This is a genomic window from Leucobacter chromiireducens subsp. solipictus (assembly GCF_016758195.1).
In the GTDB taxonomy this organism is placed as follows: Bacteria; Actinomycetota; Actinomycetes; order Actinomycetales; family Microbacteriaceae; genus Leucobacter; species Leucobacter solipictus.
In genome coordinates, this window is sequence record NZ_QYAC01000001.1 from 488926 (window position 1) to 509014 (window position 20089).

Here is a 20089-nt window from a genome sequence, read left to right on the forward strand (position 1 = left end):
GAGACCTAGCGTCCTGCCGCCGCCTCCGTCGTATCGTAGGCGTCACGGTGCGCGACGATGTCGGCCTGGTGCGTGCTCGCCCACTCGGCGATCGCCATCACCGGCCCCACGAGCGTGCGACCGAGCTGCGTCGCCCGGTATTCGACCCGCGGCGGAATCTCCGCGTACACGGTGCGCTCCACCAGCCCGTCGCGTTCGAGTTGGCGGAGCGTGAACGTGAGCATGCGTGCGGAGATCCCGGGGGTCATCCGCTTGAGCTCGGTGAACCGATACGGCCCCTCCTGCAGCATGCCGATGAGCATCATGCTCCACTTGTCCCCCACGCGACTCAGGATGGACCGGAACACCTCGGCCTCGGCCCCGTCCACGTCGCAGATGTGCTGCATATTCGGCTCGTCGCCGGCGGGTGCGACGGAAGCAACGGGGGCCGGGGGCCCGGACGGGAGGACGTCTGCGCGCATACGGGGATTCCTTTCCACTCCTGAGTGCGGCCGGGGGTCGTTACACGGAGGTAACTCAGTCACGTTGCGGTGCCTGCCCCCTCATGCTTGATACTTACTCACTGTACCTCAGTTACCGTTAGTTACTCTAGGAGTTCACGCCATGCTTGCCCTGACCATCACCACGTGGGTCCTCTCCGGAATCCTTGCGTTCATGTTCCTCATGGCCGGGGGCATGAAGCTCGCAAAGCCCCACGCCGAGATGCCCATGCCCACGCTGCAGGTGCTCTCGCCCGGTCGGGTGAAGTTCATCGGGGCCGCGGAGGTCCTCGGCGTCGTCGGCGTCATTGTCCCGCCGCTGCTCGGGATCGCGCCGATCCTGGCCCCCATCGCGGCCGTGGGCCTCGCGATCATCCAGATCCTCGCCGTGTCCGCTCACCGCCGCCTGAACGAGCCGTTCATCATGAACATCGTGCTCGCCGTGCTTGCCGTCGCGGTGGCGGTGCTCTCGACGCTCACCTTTGTCGGGGTGCAGCTGTGACCTCTCCCGATACCCACACCACGCCCGACACCGCGCCCGTCGCCGGGGCGGCACCGGCCCCCGGGAGCACGCGCGCGATCTGGCTGATGCTCGGCGCGGCGTTCGTCACGATCCTGAACGAAACCGTCATGGGCGTCGCGCTGCCCCACCTCACCGCGGATCTCGACATCACGCTCAGCGCCGCCCAGTGGACCACGACGGCGTTCATGCTCACGATGGCCGTGGTGATTCCCACGACCGGATACCTGCTCCAGCGCTTCACGACGCGGCAGATCTTCACGATCGCGATGACGCTGTTCACCGCGGGGACGCTCCTCGGCGCGATCTCCCCGACCTTCCCGGTCCTGCTCGGTGCCCGCATCGTACAGGCTGCGGGGACGGCGATGATGATGCCGATGCTGATGACCGCCATCATGACCCTGATCCCCGCGGCCTCACGCGGACGCTTCATGGGTCGGATCACGATCGTCATGGCGGTCGCCCCCGCGCTCGGCCCGACGGTATCCGGCCTGATCCTGAACGCGTTCTCCTGGCGCGCACTGTTCTGGTTCGTGCTCCCCATCGGCGGCTTCATGCTGATCCTTGGCCTGCTCCAGCTGCGCAACGTCGGCGAGACCCGCGCGACGCCGCTCGACCTGCTCTCGGTCCCGCTTTCGGCGCTCGGCTTCGGCGGACTGGTGTACGGGTTCTCGACGATCGGGGCCGGCGGCGAGGGCCAGCTCACCACCGGGATCATCACCCTGATCGTGGGCGCGGCCGCCCTCGCACTGTTCGTGTGGCGGCAGATCGTGCTGCAGCGCGACGATCGTGCGCTGCTCGATCTTCGGGTGTTCCAGTCGCGGTCCTTCGCGCTGGCCGTCGCGCTCGTGGTCGTGATGATGGCGGCGATGTTCGGCACGCTGATCCTGCTCCCCGTCTACCTCCAGAACGTGCTCCTGCTCGATCCCGTCACGACGGGGCTGCTGATGCTGCCGGGCGGACTCATCATGGGCCTCATCGCCCCGCTGATCGGCCGCCTCTTCGATCGCTTCGGGCCGCGACCGCTCGTGATCCCCGGGGCGATCGTCGCGAGCGCCGCCCTGTGGTCGATGACGTTGCTCTCTGAGCACACGGCCCCGGTGGCGGTGATGCTCGGCCACGTCGCGCTCTCGCTCGGCCTGGCGATGATGATGACCCCGCTGCTCACCTCGGCCCTCGGCTCGCTTCCCGCACCCCTGTACTCCCACGGCTCCGCCACCGTGGGGGCGATCCAGCAGCTCGCGGGCGCGATCGGCACGGCGCTCTTCGTCACCGTGCTCGGCATTCGCTCGGCCTCCGCGGCGGCCGCCGGTGCCACGGAGGTCGCCGCCTCCGCGGACGGGATCGCGTTCGCGTTCACCGTGGGCGCGGCGCTCTCGCTGCTGACCGTCGTCGGCACCTGGTTCGTGCGCCGGCCCGCCGCGCACTGACGCGACACCGCACGACCACGAGGCCCGTGCCCCCATGGATGGGGCACGGGCCTCGTGGGTGATTCCCGTAAGTTAGACGGCGCTCAGGTGCGCTGCCGCGAGCCGCTCGCGAATCTCCGGCGCCGTGAACGAGCCCGCAAAGATCTCCGACCCGGGTTCGAGCGCCGCCCCCAGCCGCAGCGGGGTGCTCGCGATCACGTCGAAGCCGAAGCTCGACACGAGATCCGCCGCGTGCTGCGCCGCGGCCGCGTCGTCGGACACGGCCGCCAGGCCACGGCGATCCGGCGCGCCCTCCGGCCGCGCGTCGTCTTCCATCTCGTGATACCCGATGTGATTCAGCGCCTTCACGACCCGCGATGCGGCGAGGTGACGGGCCACGACGGTGCTCGTGTCCGAGGCGCCGTCGAACACGGCGGGCAGCGCCCCATCGGTGGGTGCCCAGTGATTCATCGCGTCGATCACCGTATGGCCCGCGAGCAGCTCCGGGGACAGCGTCTCGAGCTTGGGGAGCGGGATCGCGAGGATCACGATCTCCGCGTCTCGCACCGCCTCCGCGGCCGCAGCCACGCGCACCCCCGGCGCCATCACCTCGACGATGAACTGCACGGGTGCCGGATCGCCCGATCCGGCGATGGTCACGTCGTGGCCCGCTGCGTGCGCCGCACGGGCAATCGCGGTGCCCACTTTCCCGACGCCCAGAATGGCGACGCGGCTCATTCCCCGGCCTCCGCCGCCGCACCGGCGACGCGCGCGTCGAGCGGGTTCGGGACCACCTCGGGCTCCGGCCCGAGTTCGGCGTCGACGAGCGGCTTGACCCGGGTGCCGAGCAGTTCGATCGACCGCAACAGGTCCCGTTGCGGCAGCCCCAGGAAGTCCATCTGGAAGAACTGGCGCATGTGACCCATCGCCCCGTGCAGGCGAATGATGCGCTCCGCAATCTGCTCGGGTCCACCGATGAACAGCGCGCCGTGCTCCGCGTCAATGTCGTAGTGCGCGCGCTGGGGTGGCGCGAAGCCGCGTCGCTTGCCAATGTCCGCCATGCCTCGGTACCAGGTCGGCCAGAAGGTATCGCGCGCGGACTGATCAGTGTCGCCGATGAAGCCCGGGTTCCCCACCGAGATCTGCGGGAGCCGTTCCGTCGCGGGGCCGGCCGCCCAGGCCCGCCGGTAGAGGTCAGCGAGCGCCCGGAAGCGCACTGGGTCGCCGCCGATGATGCCGTAGGACACCGGGAGTTGCAGCTGACCGGCGCGCACGGTCGAGTTCGGGCTGCCGCCGGTGCCGAGCCAGATCGGGAGCTCGCCACGGTCGGGCCGGGGCACCACGAGCTCGTCGTTCAGCGCGGCGCGCATGGTACCGGACCAGCTCACCCGCGGACCCGCGTTGAGCGCGAGCAGCAGCTCCAGCTTTTCGGCGTAGAGCGTGTCGTAGTCCTCGAGCTTGTAGCCGAACAGCGGGTAGGACTCGATCGAGGATCCCCGCCCCGCCGTGATCTCGGCCCGGCCGTTCGAGAGGGCGTCGAGCGTCGCGAACTGCTGAAACACCCGGACCGGGTCCTCGGTGCTGAGCACCGTCACGGCGCTGCCGAGCCGGATCCGCTTCGTCCGCGCGGCCGCGGCGGCGAAGATCACGGCGGCGGCCGATGCGGGCATCTCCTCGGTGTGATGCTCGCCGATGCCGAAGAACTCGAGGCCCACCTGGTCGGCGAGCTCGATTGCCTCCAGAAGGTCGCGCTGAGCCTGTGCGGTGCTCACAAGCTTCCCGGTCGCGGGATCGGTGGCCTGGTTGCCAAAACTATAGACGCCGAGCTGCATGTGCTGGATCCTCCATCTCGTGTGTGGTGTCTCCACTCTCCTCTCGAGGACACACTCGCTCAACTCACAGGTGAGCCACTTACTATTGGTAAGCATGAGCACCGCGACCACCGCCCCGCCGCATCCCACGCCGGACCCCGCACTCCCCCACGCGATCAACGAGGCGGAGTGCCGACTCTTCCGCGAGGCCGCCGAGCTCGCGGGCCGGAAGTGGACCGCGGCCGTGCTGCTCGCGCTCGCGCGCGGGGCACAGCGCTTCTCCGAACTCGCGAGCGGGATCGATGGCATCTCCGACCGCCTCCTCGCCGCACGCCTGCGCGAGCTGGAGGCGCAGGGGCTCGTCACCCGCACAGTGATCCCCAGCACCCCCGTGCAGATTCGCTACGGGCTGACGAGTTCCGGTGCCGAGCTGATCCGGATCTTGCACCCGCTCGTGCAGTGGGCGCGGCGTTCCGGGGCGGCGGTGCCGTCCGAGACCCCTAGCCCCGCTGGCTAAACGCGGTCTCGTAGATCAGCACGCTCGCGGCGGTCGCGAGGTTCAGCGACTCCGCCTGACCGAAGATCGGCAGCTTCAGCGAGCGGTCGGTGAGGCTGCGCTCGGCCTCAGACAGCCCCCGCGCCTCGTTGCCGAACACCCAGGCGACGGGTCCCGCGAGCACGCCCTCGGCCCGCGCCGCGAGCAGATCCGTGCCGCGCACATCGGCCGCGAGCGTGGTCAGTCCAGCGGCCCGCACTGCGGCCACGACCTCCGCAAGATCCGGGGCCACCACAACGGGGAGGTGGAACAGCGAGCCCGTCGTTGAGCGGACGACCTTCGGGTGGAACGGGTCGATGCTCTCCCCCGCAAACACCACCGCGTCGGCGCCGGCGGCATCGGCCGCCCGCAGCACCGCGCCCGCGTTCCCCGGATCCCGCACCTCGTGCATGATCACCACGAGGCGGGCGTCCGCACACGCGTCCGCGAGTGGCGTCTGCCAGGTCCGGGCCACCGCCACGACTCCCTGCGGCGTCACGGTCTCGGTCATCGCGGCGAGCACGGGCCCGGTGACGCGTTCGACGTCCACACCGGCCTCGGACGCGAGCTGCGCGATCTCCCGCTGCCACGCCTCCTCGCCGTTCGTCGCGAACACCACCTCGGCAAGCCCCGGCTGGAAGGCGAGCAGCTCCCGGACCGCCTGCGGCCCCTCCACCAGGAAGCGGCCGTGCTCCCGGCGCTCCCGCTTGCGGGCGAGCGCCGCGGTCTTCTTGACACGGCCAGACTTGGGGTTATCGATCACCCTCCCACTGTAGCGGCCCACGCGGACCCGGATCGCGCCCCAAAAAAACCGCGGGCCCCGTCCAGTTGGACGGGGCCCGCGGTCACAGCTGCGGAGCGGGTTAGGCAGCCTTGGGTGCCGAGGTGTCCTCGGGCAGAGCCTGCTTGGCGACCTCGACGAGCGCGGCGAAGGCCTGCGGCTCGTTCGTGGCGAGCTCGGAGAGCATACGACGGTCAACCTCGACGCCCGCGAGGCCGAGGCCCTGGATGAAGCGGTTGTACGTCAGGCCGTTCGCGCGGGCACCAGCGTTGATGCGCTGGATCCACAGGCGACGGAAGTCGCCCTTCTTCTTGCGACGGTCGTTGTACGCGTAGACGAGGGAGTGGGTGACCTGCTCCTTGGCCTTGCGGTACAGGCGCGAACGCTGTCCGCGGTAGCCCTCGGCACGCTCGAGGATTACGCGACGCTTCTTGTGGGCGTTGACGGCCCGCTTGACTCTTGCCATTTCAGTTTTTCCTTACAAACTCTGTGTGTAAAAGCGTGGTGCTCGCGTCTTAGTGACCGAGGAGCTTCATTGCCTGCTTGGCGTCACCCTTGGACAGGATCTGGTCCGCACCGAGGCGACGCTTGCGGCGGGTGGACTTCACCTCGAGGTTGTGGCGCAGGCCAGCACGCTGCTTCTTGAGCTTGCCGGAACCGGTCAGCTTGAAGCGCTTCTTAGCACCCGAGTGGGTCTTCTGCTTGGGCATCGATTTCTCCTTGTTGTGTGCGCGCCCGAGGGCTGCGTTGTGTCCGGCGAGCTGACTCAGCTCTGCCGAGAACTATTCGGCTGCAGCCTCAGGCTCAGCGGCCTTCTCTGCCTTCCGAGAGGCCTTTTCCTCGGCGCGGCGAGCGTTGAGCTCGGCCTTTGCCTCGGACTTGTTCTTATGCGGGGCGATCACCATGACCATGTTGCGGCCATCGATCCGGGGGTTCGATTCCACCGTGCCGTACTCGACGATGTCCTCGGCGAACTGCTGCAGCAGACGCACGCCCTGCTCGGGGCGCGACTGCTCGCGACCGCGGAACAGGATCATTGCCTTGACCTTGTCGCCCTGGGCGAGGAAGCCGATCGCGCGCTTGGTCTTGGTCTCGTAGTCGTGCTTGTCGATCTTCAGGCGGAAACGGACCTCCTTGAGGACCGTGTTTGCCTGGTTGCGGCGAGCTTCCTTTGCCTTCTGCGCGGCCTCGTACTTGAACTTCCCGAAGTCCATGATCTTGGCAACGGGAGGCTTCGAGTTCGGGGCGACCTCTACGAGATCGAGATCGGCGTCTGCCGCCATGCGCAGCGCGGTTTCAATCGGCACGACACCGACCTGCTCGCCACCGGCACCAACCAGTCGCACTTCGGGGACGCGGATTCTGTCATTCGTACGGGGATCGCTGATCGCCGGCTCCTCTGCTTCAGTGTGAGTACTCCCCCTCGGGGGAATCACGGCTGAGGAAGATCCGGACCGCGCACGCGCCGTCCCACGCCCTTTGTGCTGCCTCCTGGGAGGCGGGGCGTGAACAACCCGGTAACCTAGATGAGGTGCCGGGTGGGAGAATCTCCTCTTCCGCATCTCGGTGCGATACCGAGAACAGTCACCAATACTAGCACACGACCGTGTTTCCACACGACCGGGTGCTCCGCAACCGCCGCGACAGTCAGGACAGCATGAGCGAGAACCCCAGCGACCACCCGCAGAGCCCGGAGGCCGCACCCGAGCAGGACGACGTGGCGCAGGCCACGCGCGACATCGCGGACGTCGCCGCCGTCGAGGTCATCACCACGGCCGCCGTGCACCTGCTCAGCGCCGCCGCGGTCAAGGTCGGCCTCGCCGACGACCCGGACACGCAGATCGACCTCGACGAGGCCCGCAAGCTCATCAACGCGCTCGCCGGCCTGATCACCGCGGCCGCCCCCGAGGTCAGCGACATGCACGCCCGCAGCCTGCGCGACGGCCTGCGCTCCGTGCAGCTCGCCTTCCGTGAGGCCTCCGCGATCCCCGACGCCCCCGGCAAGGGCCCGGGCGAGAAGTACACCGGCCCGGTCAACTAGCTTTTCACGCGCAGCTCCCGCTTCTCCGGATTTCCGGGGCGTTCAGCCCTTGATGTTTTTCATGGAGAAGTGGGAGCTGACCTTTCCCACACCCCGAATGGACATGATCCGCCCCGTTAAGAACTCCTCGTATCGCGCGAGGTCCGCCGCGGCGATCCGCAGAAAGTAGTCTGGCGAGCCGAACAGTCGCTTCATCTCCACGACCTCAGGGAATCCGCCGGCCTCGGCCTCGAAGTGGGCCACCACCGCCGCCTCCTGGGTCACGAGATCGACGTGCAGGATCACCTCAAAGCCCCGCCCCACCGCCGCGGGATCGAGCTCGGCTCGGTACCCCCGGATCACGCCGTCCGCTTCGAGGCGTTGCACCCGCCGCAGGCAGGGACCCGGCGTGAGCCCGACACGCGAGGCGAGTTCGACATTTGTGATCCGCCCATCCCGCACAAGCTCGTCAAGAATTGCGTGATCGAGTGCATCCATTACTCTATATTGCCGAGTCGTCCCGGGTTCTGCATCTTTCCGCACCCATATTGCGCGCGATCTCCGCCACACTGGTTCTATGCCCGCACCCCCGCCCCCGCACGTTGGGACCCCCGCCTCACGCCGCGCCCAGATCGGGGCGGGACTCAGCGATTCGCTCGGCGTCGGGCTCGGGATCTTTCCGCTCGGCATCGCCCTCGGGGTGCTCGTCGTCCAAGCGGGGCTGCCCTGGTGGGTCTCCCCCGCCCTCGCGGTCGGCGTGTTCGCCGGCTCGGTCGAGCTGCTCCTCGTGGGCATGCTCGCCGCGGCGACACCCCTCGTGACCATCGCGGTCACCGTGCTGGCGGTGAACTTTCGCCACGTGTTCTACGCGCTCTCGTTCCCGATCACCCGGCTTCGCCCCGGGCTGCCACGCGCCTACTCCGTGTACGCCATGGTCGACGAGGCCTACGCCACCTACGCACTCATGCCGCCCGAGAAGCTCAGCCCAACCCGGATGGTCACGGGCCAGCTCGCGATGCAGCTGTACTGGGTCGGCGGCGGGCTCCTCGGCGTCTGGCTCGCCGGTGCCCTTCCCTCCCCGATCGAGGGCTTCGAGTTTGCGCTCGTCGCCCTGTTCATCGTGATGACGCTCGACGCGCTCCGCAGCACGCGCGAACTCCCCTCGGCGCTCCTCGCCGGGCTCGCCGCCGCGGTCGCGCTCGTCGCGTTCCCGGACCAGGCGCTGCTGGCGGCACTCATCATCTTCACGGTGAGCTTGGCGCTCCGATACGCCCTGACCCGAGGAGCCGCACGTGCCTGATCTGGGCTATCTCATCTCGGCGATCGTGCTCGCCGGGCTCATCACCCTGCTGCTCCGGGCCCTGCCCTTCGCGATCCTGAAGCCGCTGCGCACGTCTCGGTTCGTGCAGGCGCTGGGGCGCTGGATGCCCGTCGGCATCATGCTCATCCTCGCGGTGGTGGTGCTCCGCGACGAACTCGTGCAGCGCCCCGGACAGGCGTGGATGGTCGCGGCCGCGGCCGCGGTGACCATCGCCGTCCACCTGCTCGGGAAACGGCGGGCGCTGTTGAGCATCGCCGCGGGAACCGCCTGCTACGTGCTGCTCCTCAACCTGCTCTAGCGCGCGGCGGGCCGGCGCCCGCTACTCGATCCGCTCCCCGCGTCCGTCCTCGCCGCCAGCCGGGTACTCGGCAACCTCGGGCCGGCGCATCAGGAAGACGGTGCTGGCGATCAGCCCGCCCCAGATGATGATCAGCGCCAGCACCAGGAACGAGATGGCAATGGGGGTCATCGTGCGGTCTCCTTCGCTGCGGCGGCGCCCACGGGCGGCCAGGGGGTGAAACGGTCCGGGTTGTACCGCCAGGGACTCATGGTGAGGAGGATCGAACAGATGATCATCACCGCGATGGAGCCCCAGCCGACAATCGCGAGGTATCCGGTGTCGTAGCCCGAGAACGGGGTGGCGAGCAAGTCGACGATCGTCGCGACCAGCATGTAGCCGAGCACGACGGGGCCCAGCACGGAGACGCAGACGAGCCAGACCCGGCCCACCTTGAACGTGGACAGCGCGCTCAGGTGTCCGCTGAGCTCGGTCCCGGCGCGCCGGATCCAGAGCACGGTGATCGTCATGACCACGGCGGAGGCCACGATGCCGATGTTGTTGGCCCAGTTGTCGATCGTGTCCAGCGCGGTCAGTCCCGAGGTCGTGCCGAACAGCACCACCGAGATCACGGCGAGCACGCCGCCGATCCCGTACACCGCGCGCTTTCGGGTAAGCCCGAACTTGTCCATCACGCCGGCGAGGATCACCTCCATGATCGAGATCATCGAGGTGAGTCCGGCGAGGGTGAGCGCGCCGAAGAACAGCGCGCCGAAGATCTCGCCGCCCGGCATCTGCGTCGCGATCGCCGGGAACGTCATGAACGCGAGCCCGACCCCCTTCAGCCCCTCGAGCTCGCCCACGCCCACGCCCTGCTGGTGCGCGAAGAAGCCGAGCGTCGCAAACACGCCGATGCCGGCGAGGATCTCAAACGAGGAGTTCCCGAATGCGACGACGAGCCCGGGGCTCGTCATGTTCGAGCGCCGCTTGCGGTACGACGAGTACGTCATCATGATGCCGAAGGCCACCGACAGCGAGAAGAAGATCTGGCTGTACGCCGCGACCCAGACCGAGGGATCCGCGAGGGCGGCGAAATCCGGGGTAAACAGCGCGTTCAGGCCCTCCGTGGCCCCCGGGAGGAAGAGCGCGCGGACCACGAGGATCACGAAACCGACCACGAGCAGCGGAATCGCCACCATGTTCAAGCGCTGCACGCCCTTGACCACGCCGGCGCCGAGCACGACGAGCGCGACTCCCCACATCAGGATGAGCGGGATCAGCACCGCGGGCACGAAATCGAGCGTGAACGGCTGATCCGCGAGCTTCAGGTATTCGCCCGTGAAGTAGCCCGCGGCGTCCTCGCCCCAGGAGAGGTTGAAGGAGAACACGAAATAGCTTGAGGCCCAGGCCAACACCGCGGTGTAGTAGATCGCGATAAAGACGCAGATCATCACCTGGAACCAGCCGATGCCCTCGCCGAGCTTCCCGGCGACGCGGCGCAGCGCGAGCGGGGCCGAGCCCCGGAAGCGGTGCCCGATCGCGTAGTCCAGGAAGAGGATCGGAATCCCGGCGGTCAGCAGCGCGACGATGTACGGGATCAGGAAGGCACCGCCACCGTTCTCATACGCGACGCCGGGGAAACGCCAAATATTGCCGAGCCCCACCGCGGAACCGATCGCGGAGATAATGAACCCGAACTGGCCGGTCCATTCGGCGCGCGCCGGGGCGCTGGCTGTCGTCGTCGTCTGGCTCATCACTCTCACTTCGTCGGCGGTCCGGGGCGGACCGGGGCACCCGGAGAGCGTAGCAGGGTTCCCGTTCCCGGTGTCAGTTCGCCGGTTGCGCGATGGGGCGCACCCGCATCGAGTCGACCCGCTCCGCGATCACCTCGGAGCGTGCCCAGTGGGTCTGGGCACGCTGCAACAGTTCCGCGAGCTCCTCGCGCGCGAGGCCCGGCACGATCGCGAGGTTCACATCCACCTCGGGAGCGAGGAGGCGCCCCTCCGGATCGCCGGGCGACAACCACAGATCGGACACCGCGGGATTCCCGGCGACGGCGGCGCGGAACGCGGCGAGCACCTCCTCGTCGGCCCACGCCGGGACGTACCGCTCGCCCAGCGCGAGCGCGCGCAGCGACGGACGACGCACGCCGTACTCGGCCTCCGGGGTCGCGGCGTCGATGATCATCAGATCCGTGAGCTCCTGCACCGCGGCCAGCGCGGCCTGGGTCGCCGGAACCGGTATCGGTCGCGCCTCGGGGTGCCAGCGCGCCAGCGTGTCGACCGAGCTAAACACGGGGAGCACACGCCGGCCGTCGGGTGCCGCGACCGTCACGATCGAGAGCTCCTGCGTCTTCTCGACGGTCTTCCCCTCGGGGGTCACCCCAAGGTCGCCCGCCTCCGCAAGCATCGGGACGAGCACGCGGCACTCGCCGAGTGCCGCGATGACGGCAGCGTGGGCCTCTGCGATCTCGGCGACCGCGGCCCAGTGCGCGTCCGCCGATGTCGCCGTCCCGGCCGCGCTTGCGGCGGCGCGCAGCCCGGCGACCGCGGCCGCAAGCGCCGCGGGGGTGTCCCCCGCGTCGTCGGCGAAGGCCGTGCCGTGGTGGTCGAAGGTGCGGCCTTCCCACGGGAACCCCGCCGAATCGCCCGCGCCCCCGGGGACGAGGCTCTCCGGAACGCCCGTCGAGCGCGGCGCGTCACCCGTGGACGGGAGCTTCTTGATCGCCATGTGACCCCTGACTTCCCCTTGGCCGTCGCGTTCCCGCGCGCGAACCGCTAGTCGCGTGCGTCCGGTCGGCCCGCGACATCGAGTGCCGCGGGGAGCGTGAACGCCCCGTCGTAGAGCGCCTTGCCGATGATCGCGCCCTCGAGCCCGGCCGGCACCAGCTCGCGCAGCGCGACCAGGTCGTCGAGCGTCGATACGCCGCCGGAGGCGACGACCGGACGATCCGTGCGCAGGCAGACCTTGCGCAGCAGCTCGATGTTCGGGCCGCGCATCGTGCCGTCCTTCGTCACGTCGGTGACGACGTAGCGGGAGCAGTTCGCGTCCTCGAGACGGTCCAGCACATCCCAGAGGTTGCCGCCGTCCTCGGTCCAGCCCCGGGTCGCCAGGGTTTCGCCGCGCACGTCAAGACCCACCGCGATCTGATCCCCGAAGCGCGCAATGACGGAGCGCGTCCACTCCGGGTTCTCCAGCGCGGCCGTGCCCAGGTTCACCCGGCGCACGCCCATCTCGATCGCTGCCTCCAGGCTCGCGTCATCGCGGATGCCGCCCGAGAACTCGATGTCGATCGCATCGCCGGCGCGCTTCACGATCTTCCGCGCCACAGCCACGTTGCTGCCCCGACCGAACGCCGCGTCGAGATCGACGAGGTGGATCCACTCCGCCCCCTGCTCAATCCAGTCCATCGCCGCGTCCACGGGGCTGCCGTAGTCGGTCTCGGTCCCGGCCTCGCCCTGCGTGAGACGCACGGCCTTCCCGTTGACCATGTCGATCGCGGGCAGCAGTTGCAGCTTGGGGCCCTCGGTGAACTCGCTCATGTGTATTGCACTCCTTGTGAGGCGGTCGTCGTGTGTGTTCCGGCGGTGCGGCTCGGAACGGGTGGCGCGCGGCCGTTAGCAGGTGGCGATCCAGTTCCGGAGGAGCTGAATACCCGCGTCCCCCGATTTTTCCGGGTGGAACTGCGTCGCGCTCAGCGGACCGTTCTCCACTGCGGCGACAAATCGCTCGCCGTGCTCCGCCCAGGTGACCCTGGGTCGCGTGGCTTCCGTGCGTCCCTCCAGCGTCCACTCCGTGGCCGCGTTCGAGTGGACGAAGTAGAACCGCTCCGCCTCGATCCCCGCGAACAGGCGGGAATCCGCGGGCGCGTCGACGGTGTTCCATCCCATGTGCGGCAGCACCGTGGCCTCGAGCTCACGCACCGTCCCGGGCCACTGCTCCAGGCCAGCGGTTTCCTGCCCCCGCTCAATGCCCGAATCGAACATGATCTGGAGGCCCACGCAGATCCCGAGCACGGGGCGGCCCCCCGCGAGCCGCCGGTCGATCAGTTCGTCGCCGCGCACCGCGCGAAGCTGCTGCATGACGGCGTCGAACGCTCCGACTCCCGGCACCAGGAGGCCGTCCGCCTCCTGCACCGCCCGCGGATCGCGCGTGAGCTCGGGTTCCGCCCCGGCCGCGGCGAGGGCCTTCACGACCGAGTGGACATTGCCCGAGCCGTAGTCGAGCACCACCACCCGCGGCGCGGTTGCGCTCACAGCGCGCCCTTCGTGGACGGGATCCCGGTGACGAGGGGATCGAGCGCCTTGGCCTGGCGGAAGGCCCGGGCAAATGCCTTGAACTCGGCCTCGGCGATGTGGTGCGGGTCCCGCCCCTCGATGAGCTTCAGGTGCACCGTCAGCCGGGCGTTCAGCACGAGCGCCTCGAAGAAGTGGCGCACCATCGAGCCGGTGAAGTGCCCCCCGATGAGGTGGAACTCGAAGCCGGCCGGTTCGCCGGAGTGCACCAGGTAGGGCCGGCCCGAAATATCAACGACGGCCTGCGCCAGCGCCTCGTCGAGGGGAACGAACGCGTCACCGTAGCGGGAGATCCCCCGCTTGTCGCCGAGCGCCGCGAGCAGGGCCTGGCCCAGCAGAATCCCCGTGTCCTCAACCGTGTGGTGCACATCGATCTCGACATCCCCCGTCGCGCGGACGGTCAGGTCCGTGAGCGAGTGCCGGGCGAAGGCCGTGAGCATATGGTCGAAGAACGGCACACCGGTCTGAATGTCCGAGGCGCCCGTCCCGTCAAGGTCAAGGCTCAGGCTGATCTGCGACTCACTCGTGGAACGCTCGAGGGAGACGGTGCGTGTGGCTGCGGTCATGAAGCCAGTCTATCCGGCTTCGCTCAGCTCCCGCGGCCCGGTCGTGCGCTGCCGGTCCCGGCGCCGTCGCGCGAGGGCGACGGCGAGCCAGACCCCCGCGAGCAGGAGGAAGAGGACGAGAACGATCCAGTCCGGCACGTTGGCGGAGAACCGCATGACCGCCGACTCGAGCCGGGCCTGGTCCGTCGCTCCGAGGATTCCACCCAGGGACGTGGTGCCCTGCGTGACCAGCAACAGCACGCCGATCCCGATGGTGATGATGCCCCCGACGATGTTCGTCCAGGCGTTGCGCCAGCGGCCGATCACGAGCTCCCTGGGGCGCACCCAGCGCCGCACCGCGGGAACCCGATCCCACAGCAACGCGAGCAGGACCAGCGGCACCGTCATCCCGGCCGCAAACACGAGCAGCACGAGACCGCCCGCGAGCGCGCTCCCCCCGAAGGCGGCGAACGTCAGCGCCGCCCCGAGCATGGGGCCGGCGCACACGCCGGCAAGCCCGTAGACCGTCCCGAGGGCGAACACCGAGGCGATCGAGGCGCTCTCGGCCCCGCGTTGCGGCAGCAGGCCGGGAAGCCGCACGCCGACGAGCATCGCCGCCCCCAGGATGATCACGAGCACGGCGGCGATCGTGACCAGGGTGAAGCGGTGCTGATTGACCCACGCACCGAGCGTGCCCGCGAGCAACCCCAGGGGAACGAGCGCGGTCGCGAGCCCCAGGAAGAACACGCCGGTGCGCGCGAGCAGCGCCCCCGGGCTCGAGAACGCGTACGCGAAGAACGCCGGGAGCAGCATGACCGAGCACGGGCTCAGCAGCGTCAGCACGCCCCCGAGGAAGGCTCCCAGCAGGCTCAGGCTCACTCGGTTGCCCCGTTACTGCGCGGCGGCAACGGCGTCGTCGAGCAGGGCGCGGAACGACTCGATCGGCTGCGCACCACTCATCGCCTGGCCGTCAACGACAAAGAACGGGACGCCGGTGACCCCCAGCTGCTGCGCCTGGGCCGTGCTGTCGGCCACGGCCTGCGCATGCTCGGGCTTGTCCATGTCCTGTGCGAATCGTTCCAGATCCGCGACGCCGGCGGTCTTCGCGAACGCGACGAGCTCGTCCTTCGGGAGTTCCGGGTGCCCGCTTTCCGGGGCTGCGGCATACACCGCCGAGACGAACTCGGCGTACCGCCCCTGCTCCCCCGCCGCACGCGCAGCCGCGGCGGCACGCGTGGACTCCTCGCCGAAGAACGCAACATCGTGGAACTCGATGCGCACCTTGCCGCTGTCGACATACTCCTGCACGACGGTGGGGAGCGTGTCTCGGGAGAAGACGGCGCAGAACGGGCAGCGGAAGTCGACCCACTCGCTCAGCACCACCGGTGCGTCGAGGTCACCGATCGCCATGGGGTCGCCCTCAACGCGCCGCTCGACGTTCGGGGCCCCGCCCCCGGTCTCGGTGCCCGCCTCCGCCGTGGTTCCGCCCGCGTCGGCGGCCGGTGCACCCGCGGAGTTCCCCTGGAACAGCTGCACGCCGCCGAACACGAGGCCGAGCGCCGCAACCGCGGCGAGCACGACATTCAGCGTGCGCGAGCGGCGCAGCTTGCGCTCCAGTTCGTGGCGGGGCAGTGTCTCCGGAGGCTGAGTCATAGCTCCAGGCTAGCGGGGCCGTCGTCGCGTGAGCAGCGTGGGTTCACAGATTGAGTACCGCGGTCGCGTTACGCCGCGGCACCGCCCGGGCCCAGCGCCGCGATGGCGTCGATCACAGCGCTCGTCTCCGCTGCCGTGCCGGCGGTGATGCGGAGATGGCCGGGGACGCTCAGGTTCCGGATCAGGATGCCCTGCGCGCGCAGCGCCGCAAACGTGGCTTCCGGATCCGTGAAACCGCCGACGAGCAGGAAGTTCGAGCCCGACTCGTGGACGGTGTACCCGAGTTCGGTGAGCGCGACGCCGAGCCGGTCCCGTTCCGCACGGATGTCATCCACGGCGCGGAGCATCGCGCCCGAGTGCCGCAGCGCCGCGAGCGCCGCCGCCTGCGTGAGTGCGGACAGGTGATAGGGCAGCCGGACGAGGCGGAGCGCATCGATGATCGCGGGATCCGCGGCCAGATACCCGAGGCGCACGCCGGCAAAGGCGAAGGCCTTACTCATGGTCCGGGAGACCAGGAGGCGCGGCCGGCCGGGAAGCAGGGTGACGGCGCTCTCACGCTCGGCGTCGAACTCGTGGTAGGCCTCGTCAACGATCAGAATGCCGTCGAACGCATCATAGGCCGCGACGATGACCTCACGGTCGAGCGGCGTCCCCGTCGGATTGTTCGGTCCGCAGAGGATCGCGATGTCGGGGGCGTGCTCGCGCAGCGCCGCGGTCACGCCCGCGGCAGTCAGCGCGTAGTCGGCGGGGCGCGGGACATCGATCCACGCCGTGTCCGTACCGGAAGCGAGCAGGGGGTACATCGAGTACGTCGGCGTGAAGCTCAGGAGCGACCGGCCCGGGCCACCAAACGCCTGCAGCACCTGCTGCAGAACCTCGTTTGACCCGTTTGCGGCCCAGAGCTGCTCCGCCGTGAGGCCGTGACCGAGGTAGTGCGCCAGCGACTCGCGCAGCTCCAGGAAGTCTCGGTCGGGGTAGCGGTTCACGGAGCGCACCGCCGCGGCGAGCGACGCCACGATATCCGCGACGACCTCGTCGGGGATCGGGTGCGTATTCTCGTTCACGTTCAGACTCACGGGAACGGGGTCCTGCGGGGCGCCGTACGGCAGCTTCCCCACAAGGTTTGCGCGGAGGGGGAGATCACTCAGGCTAGTCACCGCACCAGTCTATGCTGCGGTGCGCCGACTCAGCGAAGCCTGCCCTCGGGGGCACACGGGGGCCTACAGGGGCAGACCGAGCTCCTCTGCGGAGATCGTCACGGGGTTCTCGGAGTAGCGCAGCGGCACGGCGAGCGGCTGCCCGGCGTCGACGCCCGAACCGCCCAGCTGGTTGAGGTGCACGATCTCGGCGACCAGATCCCGCGGGTCCATCGACGGGTCAAGCTCGGTCGCGACCGTCCAGAGGGACGCCCCCGGCTCGACCACGACGTAGTGGAACTCCTGGGTCCCCTGCTGCTCCCCCGCGGCACGCGCCTGCGGCGCCGCCAGGGTCGCCACGAAGGCCAGGACCGCCGCGACCAGCACCGTCGCCAAGCCGCCGAGCACCACACGGCCGCGCCGCGTCAACCGCAGCCGAGTCGCCGACGGCGCATCGCCGACGGGAGCCGCCGCGTCACGAACCACGCCGAGCTGCAGGACGCCCGACTGGCGAACGTCCGCTGACAGAACCGCTGCTGCACTCATGGGAACTTCCTCTCGTCGCGATGAACGCGAGCCGCGGCCTGTGCGAACATCTGTTTCGAATATATATTCGAAGAAGCTGTTTTGCAAGCGATTCTTCGAAACTGTCTTTCGCACCATTTCCGCGACACTCGAACACATGTTTGCCCGCGTTCGAGTACCAGCGTTAGGGTTTCGGACAACGAGATCACTGAATCAGGGACCACTGACATTCAGGATCCCCACCGCCGCAACCGCCTCCGGGCAGGGAAGGATCAGCGATGAGCGACGCCGCCACGCCCCAGTCCACGAAGCCGCTCAGCGCGAAGCAGCAGGCCATCCTGGAGTACATCTGCCACTCGGTCGAGTCCCGCGGGTACCCGCCGAGCATGCGCGAGATCGGCGATGCGGTCGGGCTCTCCTCCCTCTCCAGCGTCACCCACCAGCTCAGCCGCCTGGAGCTTGGCGGATACATTCGGCGCGACCCGAATCGCCCCCGGGCGCTCGAGATCCTGATCGAGGTTGCCTCGGAGCGGGCACCGCTCGACCCCGAGACCGCACTTCGCCCCGAGGAAGCCACCTACGTCCCCCTGGTCGGCCAGATCGCGGCCGGCGTCCCGATCACCGCGGACCAGCAGGTGGAGGAGATCGTGCCGCTCCCCCGCCAGCTCGTCGGCGAGGGCCAGCTCTTCATGCTGAAGGTGGTCGGCGAGTCCATGATCGACGCCGCGATCTGCGACGGCGACTTCGTGGTGGTGCGCCAGCAACGCGAGGCCGAGAATGGCGACATCGTCGCCGCGATGCTCGACGGCGAAGCGACCGTCAAGGTGTTCCGTCGGCGCGATGGCCACACCTGGCTCCTGCCCCGCAATAGCGCCTTCGAGCCCATCCTGGGCGACCACGCCGAGGTGCTCGGCCGCGTCGTCGCGGTCCTGCGCTCGGTGTAGCGCGCCGAACCCGCACTCGCACGAGGCCTGGTCACCACGTTGGCGACCAGGCCTTTCTGCGTCCCAGTTGATTTGTTGAACTCGGTCTATTTAAGATTGGGGCATGTTGCCTCAGACCGAGCCCCGCTCCGCGCCTCCCGCGGCCCCCGTGCCCGCCGCGGCCACCCCCGTCCCCGCACCGCCACGATTTGTCACCGCAGGCCTCGCCCCGCACCTCGTCCCATACACGGCAGGATTGGCCCTCCAAGAGCGGGCCGCCGATCGCGTGCAGCGCGGTGTCGACCGGGGCACGGTGTACCTGCTGGAGCATCCGCCGGTCTACACCGCGGGCCGCCGTTCGGACCCCGCCGAGTACCCGCAGGACGGCACCGAGGTCGTCGCCGTCGACCGGGGCGGCAAGGTGACCTGGCACGGGCCCGGACAACTCGTGGCCTACCCCGTGGTGCGGCTCGCTCAGGGCCGCGGCGTCGTTGACTTCGTGCGCGCCCTCGAACGCATGCTCATCGCGGTCATCGCGGAGCACGGCGTGCAGGGCGTCCAGGTGGCCGGCCGATCCGGCGTCTGGACCCACGCGGACCACGGCCCGCTCGCGAAAATTGCGCAGATCGGATTGCACGCGAGCGCCGGCATCATCACGCACGGCCTCGCGCTGAACTGCAGCAACGAGCTCGACGCGTTCGACACCTTCGTCCCCTGCGGGATCACCGATGCGGGGGTCACGTCGCTCTCCGCGCTCGCCGGTCGCACCATTTCTCCCGCGGACGTGGTCCAGGGGCTCGAACGCCACCTGGCCGCGACGCTCGCGGAGTTCGCCGCATGAGCGCCCGGATCCTGCCCTCCACCGGCACGCGCCCCGAACCCGAGGGGCGGAAGCTGCTCCGAATCGAGGCGCGCAACGCCGAAACCCCGATCGAGCGCAAGCCGCCGTGGATCAAAACCCGCGCGCGCTTCGGGCCCGAGTATCAGGAGGTCCGCGAGCTCGTGAAGGAGGGCGGGCTGCACACCGTCTGCCAGGAGGCCGGCTGCCCGAACATCTCCGAGTGCTGGGAGGACCGGGAGGCGACGTTCCTGATCGGCGGCTCGATCTGCACCCGGCGCTGCGACTTCTGCATGATCTCCTCCGGCAAGCCGCTCCCGCTCGATCTCGACGAGCCACGCCGGGTCGCCGAGTCGGTCCGCACGATGGGGCTGCGCTACGCGACGATCACCGGGGTCACCCGCGACGATCTCCCCGATACCGGGGCCTGGCTCTACGCGGAAACGATCCGGCAGATCCACGAGCTCAATCCGGGTTCCGGCGTCGAGGTGCTCGCCGACGACCTCGGCGGCCGCCCCGAGGACCTCGCCCAGGTGTTCGAGGCGGCGCCGCAGGTCTTTGCCCACAACCTCGAGACGGTGCCCCGCATCTTCCGGCAGATCCGGCCGGGCTTCCGCTACGAGCGCTCGCTCGGCGTCATCTCTCAGGCGCGCGCGGCGGGCATGGTCACAAAGTCCAACCTGATCCTCGGGATGGGCGAGACCCGGGCCGAAGTCACCGCGACCATGCGGGAGTTACGGGATGCCGGGTGTGACATCCTCACCCTCACGCAATACCTCCGGCCCACGCAGCTCCACCACCCGATCGACCGCTGGCTGCGCCCGGAGGAGTTCGTCGAGCTGAAGGCCGAGGCCGACGCGCTGGGCTTCGACGGGGTGCTCGCGGGGCCGCTCGTGCGCTCCTCGTACCGGGCCGGGCGGCTCTGGGCCGAGACCATGGCGAAGCAGGGCCGCGAGGTGCCCGAGGCGCTGCGCCATCTCAGCGAGCGCGCCGCCGCGGACTTCCCGCAGGCCGTGTAGGG

At 69.3% G+C, this 20089-nt stretch carries 27 protein-coding genes; 9 read left to right on the top strand and 18 right to left on the bottom strand.

Annotated features, from left to right (window positions below):
• Nucleotides 1-5: 5 nt before the first annotated feature.
• Nucleotides 6-461, bottom strand: coding sequence for a winged helix-turn-helix transcriptional regulator (locus D3230_RS02255; RefSeq protein WP_337249050.1), 456 nt, complete (start codon nt 459-461; stop codon nt 6-8).
• A 142-nt stretch (nt 462-603) separates the two neighbouring features.
• Here D3230_RS02255 and D3230_RS02260 point away from each other — a divergent pair, with 142 nt between their 5' ends.
• Both D3230_RS02260 and D3230_RS02265 read left to right on the top strand, forming a co-directional pair.
• Entirely contained in the window at nt 604-981 is a 378-nt protein-coding gene (locus tag D3230_RS02260) for a DoxX family protein (protein WP_237466657.1), read from the top strand.
• Nucleotides 978-2429, top strand: a complete 1452-nt coding sequence (locus tag D3230_RS02265; RefSeq protein WP_337249051.1) for an MDR family MFS transporter — start codon at nt 978-980, stop codon at nt 2427-2429. Before D3230_RS02260 ends, D3230_RS02265 begins: the two co-directional genes overlap by 4 nt.
• A gap of 72 nt (nt 2430-2501) precedes the next feature.
• Here D3230_RS02265 and D3230_RS02270 read toward each other — a convergent pair whose 3' ends face one another.
• Together D3230_RS02270 and D3230_RS02275 are read right to left on the bottom strand one after the other, a co-directional pair.
• Nucleotides 2502-3146 (bottom strand): NADPH-dependent F420 reductase, encoded by a 645-nt coding sequence (locus D3230_RS02270; RefSeq protein ID WP_202343365.1) that lies wholly within the window; start codon nt 3144-3146, stop codon nt 2502-2504.
• Complete coding sequence (locus tag D3230_RS02275; RefSeq protein ID WP_202343366.1) at nt 3143-4240, bottom strand: LLM class flavin-dependent oxidoreductase; 1098 nt, start codon at nt 4238-4240, stop codon at nt 3143-3145. The genes D3230_RS02270 and D3230_RS02275 overlap by 4 nt, the downstream gene beginning before the upstream one ends.
• A 94-nt stretch (nt 4241-4334) precedes the next feature.
• On the opposite strand from D3230_RS02275, the gene D3230_RS02280 reads away from it, so the two are divergent.
• Entirely contained in the window at nt 4335-4736 is a 402-nt protein-coding gene (locus D3230_RS02280; RefSeq protein ID WP_202343367.1) for a winged helix-turn-helix transcriptional regulator, read from the top strand.
• Here the strand turns inward: D3230_RS02280 and D3230_RS02285 are convergent.
• From D3230_RS02285 to infC, 4 genes are all read right to left on the bottom strand, one after another.
• Nucleotides 4720-5517 carry a TrmH family RNA methyltransferase gene (locus tag D3230_RS02285; protein ID WP_202343368.1) on the bottom strand — a complete coding sequence of 266 codons (798 nt, stop codon included), beginning with the start codon at nt 5515-5517 and terminating at the stop codon, nt 4720-4722. The genes D3230_RS02280 and D3230_RS02285 overlap by 17 nt on opposite strands.
• Nucleotides 5518-5617: 100 nt before the next feature.
• Entirely contained in the window at nt 5618-6001 is a 384-nt protein-coding gene (gene rplT / locus D3230_RS02290) for a 50S ribosomal protein L20 (protein ID WP_202343369.1), read from the bottom strand.
• Between the two features lie 49 nt (nt 6002-6050).
• Nucleotides 6051-6245, bottom strand: coding sequence for a 50S ribosomal protein L35 (rpmI, locus tag D3230_RS02295; RefSeq protein ID WP_202343370.1), 195 nt, complete (start codon nt 6243-6245; stop codon nt 6051-6053).
• Nucleotides 6246-6317: 72 nt separating this feature from the next.
• Nucleotides 6318-6923, bottom strand: a complete 606-nt coding sequence (infC, locus tag D3230_RS02300) for a translation initiation factor IF-3 (protein WP_337249071.1) — start codon at nt 6921-6923, stop codon at nt 6318-6320.
• Between the two features lie 269 nt (nt 6924-7192).
• On the opposite strand from infC, the gene D3230_RS02305 reads away from it, so the two are divergent.
• Entirely contained in the window at nt 7193-7576 is a 384-nt protein-coding gene (locus D3230_RS02305; protein WP_202343372.1) for a DUF1844 domain-containing protein, read from the top strand.
• Nucleotides 7577-7618: 42 nt separating this feature from the next.
• On the opposite strand, the gene D3230_RS02310 is transcribed toward D3230_RS02305, so the two are convergent.
• A complete protein-coding gene (locus D3230_RS02310; RefSeq protein WP_202343373.1) occupies nt 7619-8053 on the bottom strand; it encodes an Lrp/AsnC family transcriptional regulator in 435 nt (144 codons plus the stop codon).
• A 79-nt stretch (nt 8054-8132) separates the two neighbouring features.
• On the opposite strand from D3230_RS02310, the gene D3230_RS02315 reads away from it, so the two are divergent.
• Nucleotides 8133-8855 (top strand): AzlC family ABC transporter permease, encoded by a 723-nt coding sequence (locus D3230_RS02315; RefSeq protein WP_202343374.1) that lies wholly within the window; start codon nt 8133-8135, stop codon nt 8853-8855.
• A complete protein-coding gene (locus tag D3230_RS02320; protein ID WP_202343375.1) occupies nt 8848-9174 on the top strand; it encodes an AzlD domain-containing protein in 327 nt (108 codons plus the stop codon). Before D3230_RS02315 ends, D3230_RS02320 begins: the two co-directional genes overlap by 8 nt.
• Nucleotides 9175-9195: 21 nt before the next feature.
• On the opposite strand, the gene D3230_RS02325 is transcribed toward D3230_RS02320, so the two are convergent.
• The 10 genes from D3230_RS02325 to D3230_RS02370 form a co-directional block, all read right to left on the bottom strand.
• Nucleotides 9196-9345 carry a methionine/alanine import family NSS transporter small subunit gene (locus D3230_RS02325; RefSeq protein ID WP_202343376.1) on the bottom strand — a complete coding sequence of 50 codons (150 nt, stop codon included), beginning with the start codon at nt 9343-9345 and terminating at the stop codon, nt 9196-9198.
• A complete protein-coding gene (locus D3230_RS02330) occupies nt 9342-10907 on the bottom strand; it encodes a sodium-dependent transporter (RefSeq protein WP_202343377.1) in 1566 nt (521 codons plus the stop codon). The genes D3230_RS02325 and D3230_RS02330 overlap by 4 nt, the downstream gene beginning before the upstream one ends.
• A 73-nt stretch (nt 10908-10980) precedes the next feature.
• Complete coding sequence (locus tag D3230_RS02335) at nt 10981-11883, bottom strand: SseB family protein (protein ID WP_202343378.1); 903 nt, start codon at nt 11881-11883, stop codon at nt 10981-10983.
• 47 nt (nt 11884-11930) lie between these two features.
• On the bottom strand, nt 11931-12695 hold the full coding sequence (gene priA, locus D3230_RS02340) for a bifunctional 1-(5-phosphoribosyl)-5-((5-phosphoribosylamino)methylideneamino)imidazole-4-carboxamide isomerase/phosphoribosylanthranilate isomerase PriA (protein ID WP_202343379.1): 765 nt from the start codon (nt 12693-12695) through the stop codon (nt 11931-11933).
• 75 nt (nt 12696-12770) lie between these two features.
• Nucleotides 12771-13409 carry an imidazole glycerol phosphate synthase subunit HisH gene (hisH, locus tag D3230_RS02345; protein ID WP_202343380.1) on the bottom strand — a complete coding sequence of 213 codons (639 nt, stop codon included), beginning with the start codon at nt 13407-13409 and terminating at the stop codon, nt 12771-12773.
• The gene (gene hisB, locus D3230_RS02350; RefSeq protein ID WP_202343381.1) at nt 13406-14014 is read right to left on the bottom strand and encodes an imidazoleglycerol-phosphate dehydratase HisB; all 609 of its coding nucleotides are present in this window, start codon (nt 14012-14014) and stop codon (nt 13406-13408) included. The genes hisH and hisB overlap by 4 nt, the downstream gene beginning before the upstream one ends.
• Nucleotides 14015-14023: 9 nt before the next feature.
• Complete coding sequence (locus D3230_RS02355) at nt 14024-14872, bottom strand: cytochrome c biogenesis protein CcdA (protein ID WP_202343382.1); 849 nt, start codon at nt 14870-14872, stop codon at nt 14024-14026.
• A gap of 12 nt (nt 14873-14884) precedes the next feature.
• Nucleotides 14885-15646, bottom strand: a complete 762-nt coding sequence (locus D3230_RS02360) for a DsbA family protein (RefSeq protein WP_272928968.1) — start codon at nt 15644-15646, stop codon at nt 14885-14887.
• Nucleotides 15647-15714: 68 nt separating this feature from the next.
• The gene (locus D3230_RS02365; RefSeq protein WP_202343383.1) at nt 15715-16803 is read right to left on the bottom strand and encodes a histidinol-phosphate transaminase; all 1089 of its coding nucleotides are present in this window, start codon (nt 16801-16803) and stop codon (nt 15715-15717) included.
• A gap of 63 nt (nt 16804-16866) precedes the next feature.
• The gene (locus D3230_RS02370; protein WP_237466659.1) at nt 16867-17328 is read right to left on the bottom strand and encodes a hypothetical protein; all 462 of its coding nucleotides are present in this window, start codon (nt 17326-17328) and stop codon (nt 16867-16869) included.
• Between the two features lie 257 nt (nt 17329-17585).
• Here D3230_RS02370 and lexA point away from each other — a divergent pair, with 257 nt between their 5' ends.
• From lexA to lipA, 3 genes are all read left to right on the top strand, one after another.
• A complete protein-coding gene (gene lexA, locus D3230_RS02375; RefSeq protein ID WP_202343384.1) occupies nt 17586-18251 on the top strand; it encodes a transcriptional repressor LexA in 666 nt (221 codons plus the stop codon).
• A 103-nt stretch (nt 18252-18354) separates the two neighbouring features.
• The gene (gene lipB / locus D3230_RS02380) at nt 18355-19071 is read left to right on the top strand and encodes a lipoyl(octanoyl) transferase LipB (RefSeq protein WP_202343385.1); all 717 of its coding nucleotides are present in this window, start codon (nt 18355-18357) and stop codon (nt 19069-19071) included.
• Entirely contained in the window at nt 19068-20087 is a 1020-nt protein-coding gene (gene lipA, locus D3230_RS02385) for a lipoyl synthase (protein WP_202343386.1), read from the top strand. Before lipB ends, lipA begins: the two co-directional genes overlap by 4 nt.
• Nucleotides 20088-20089 lie beyond the last annotated feature (2 nt).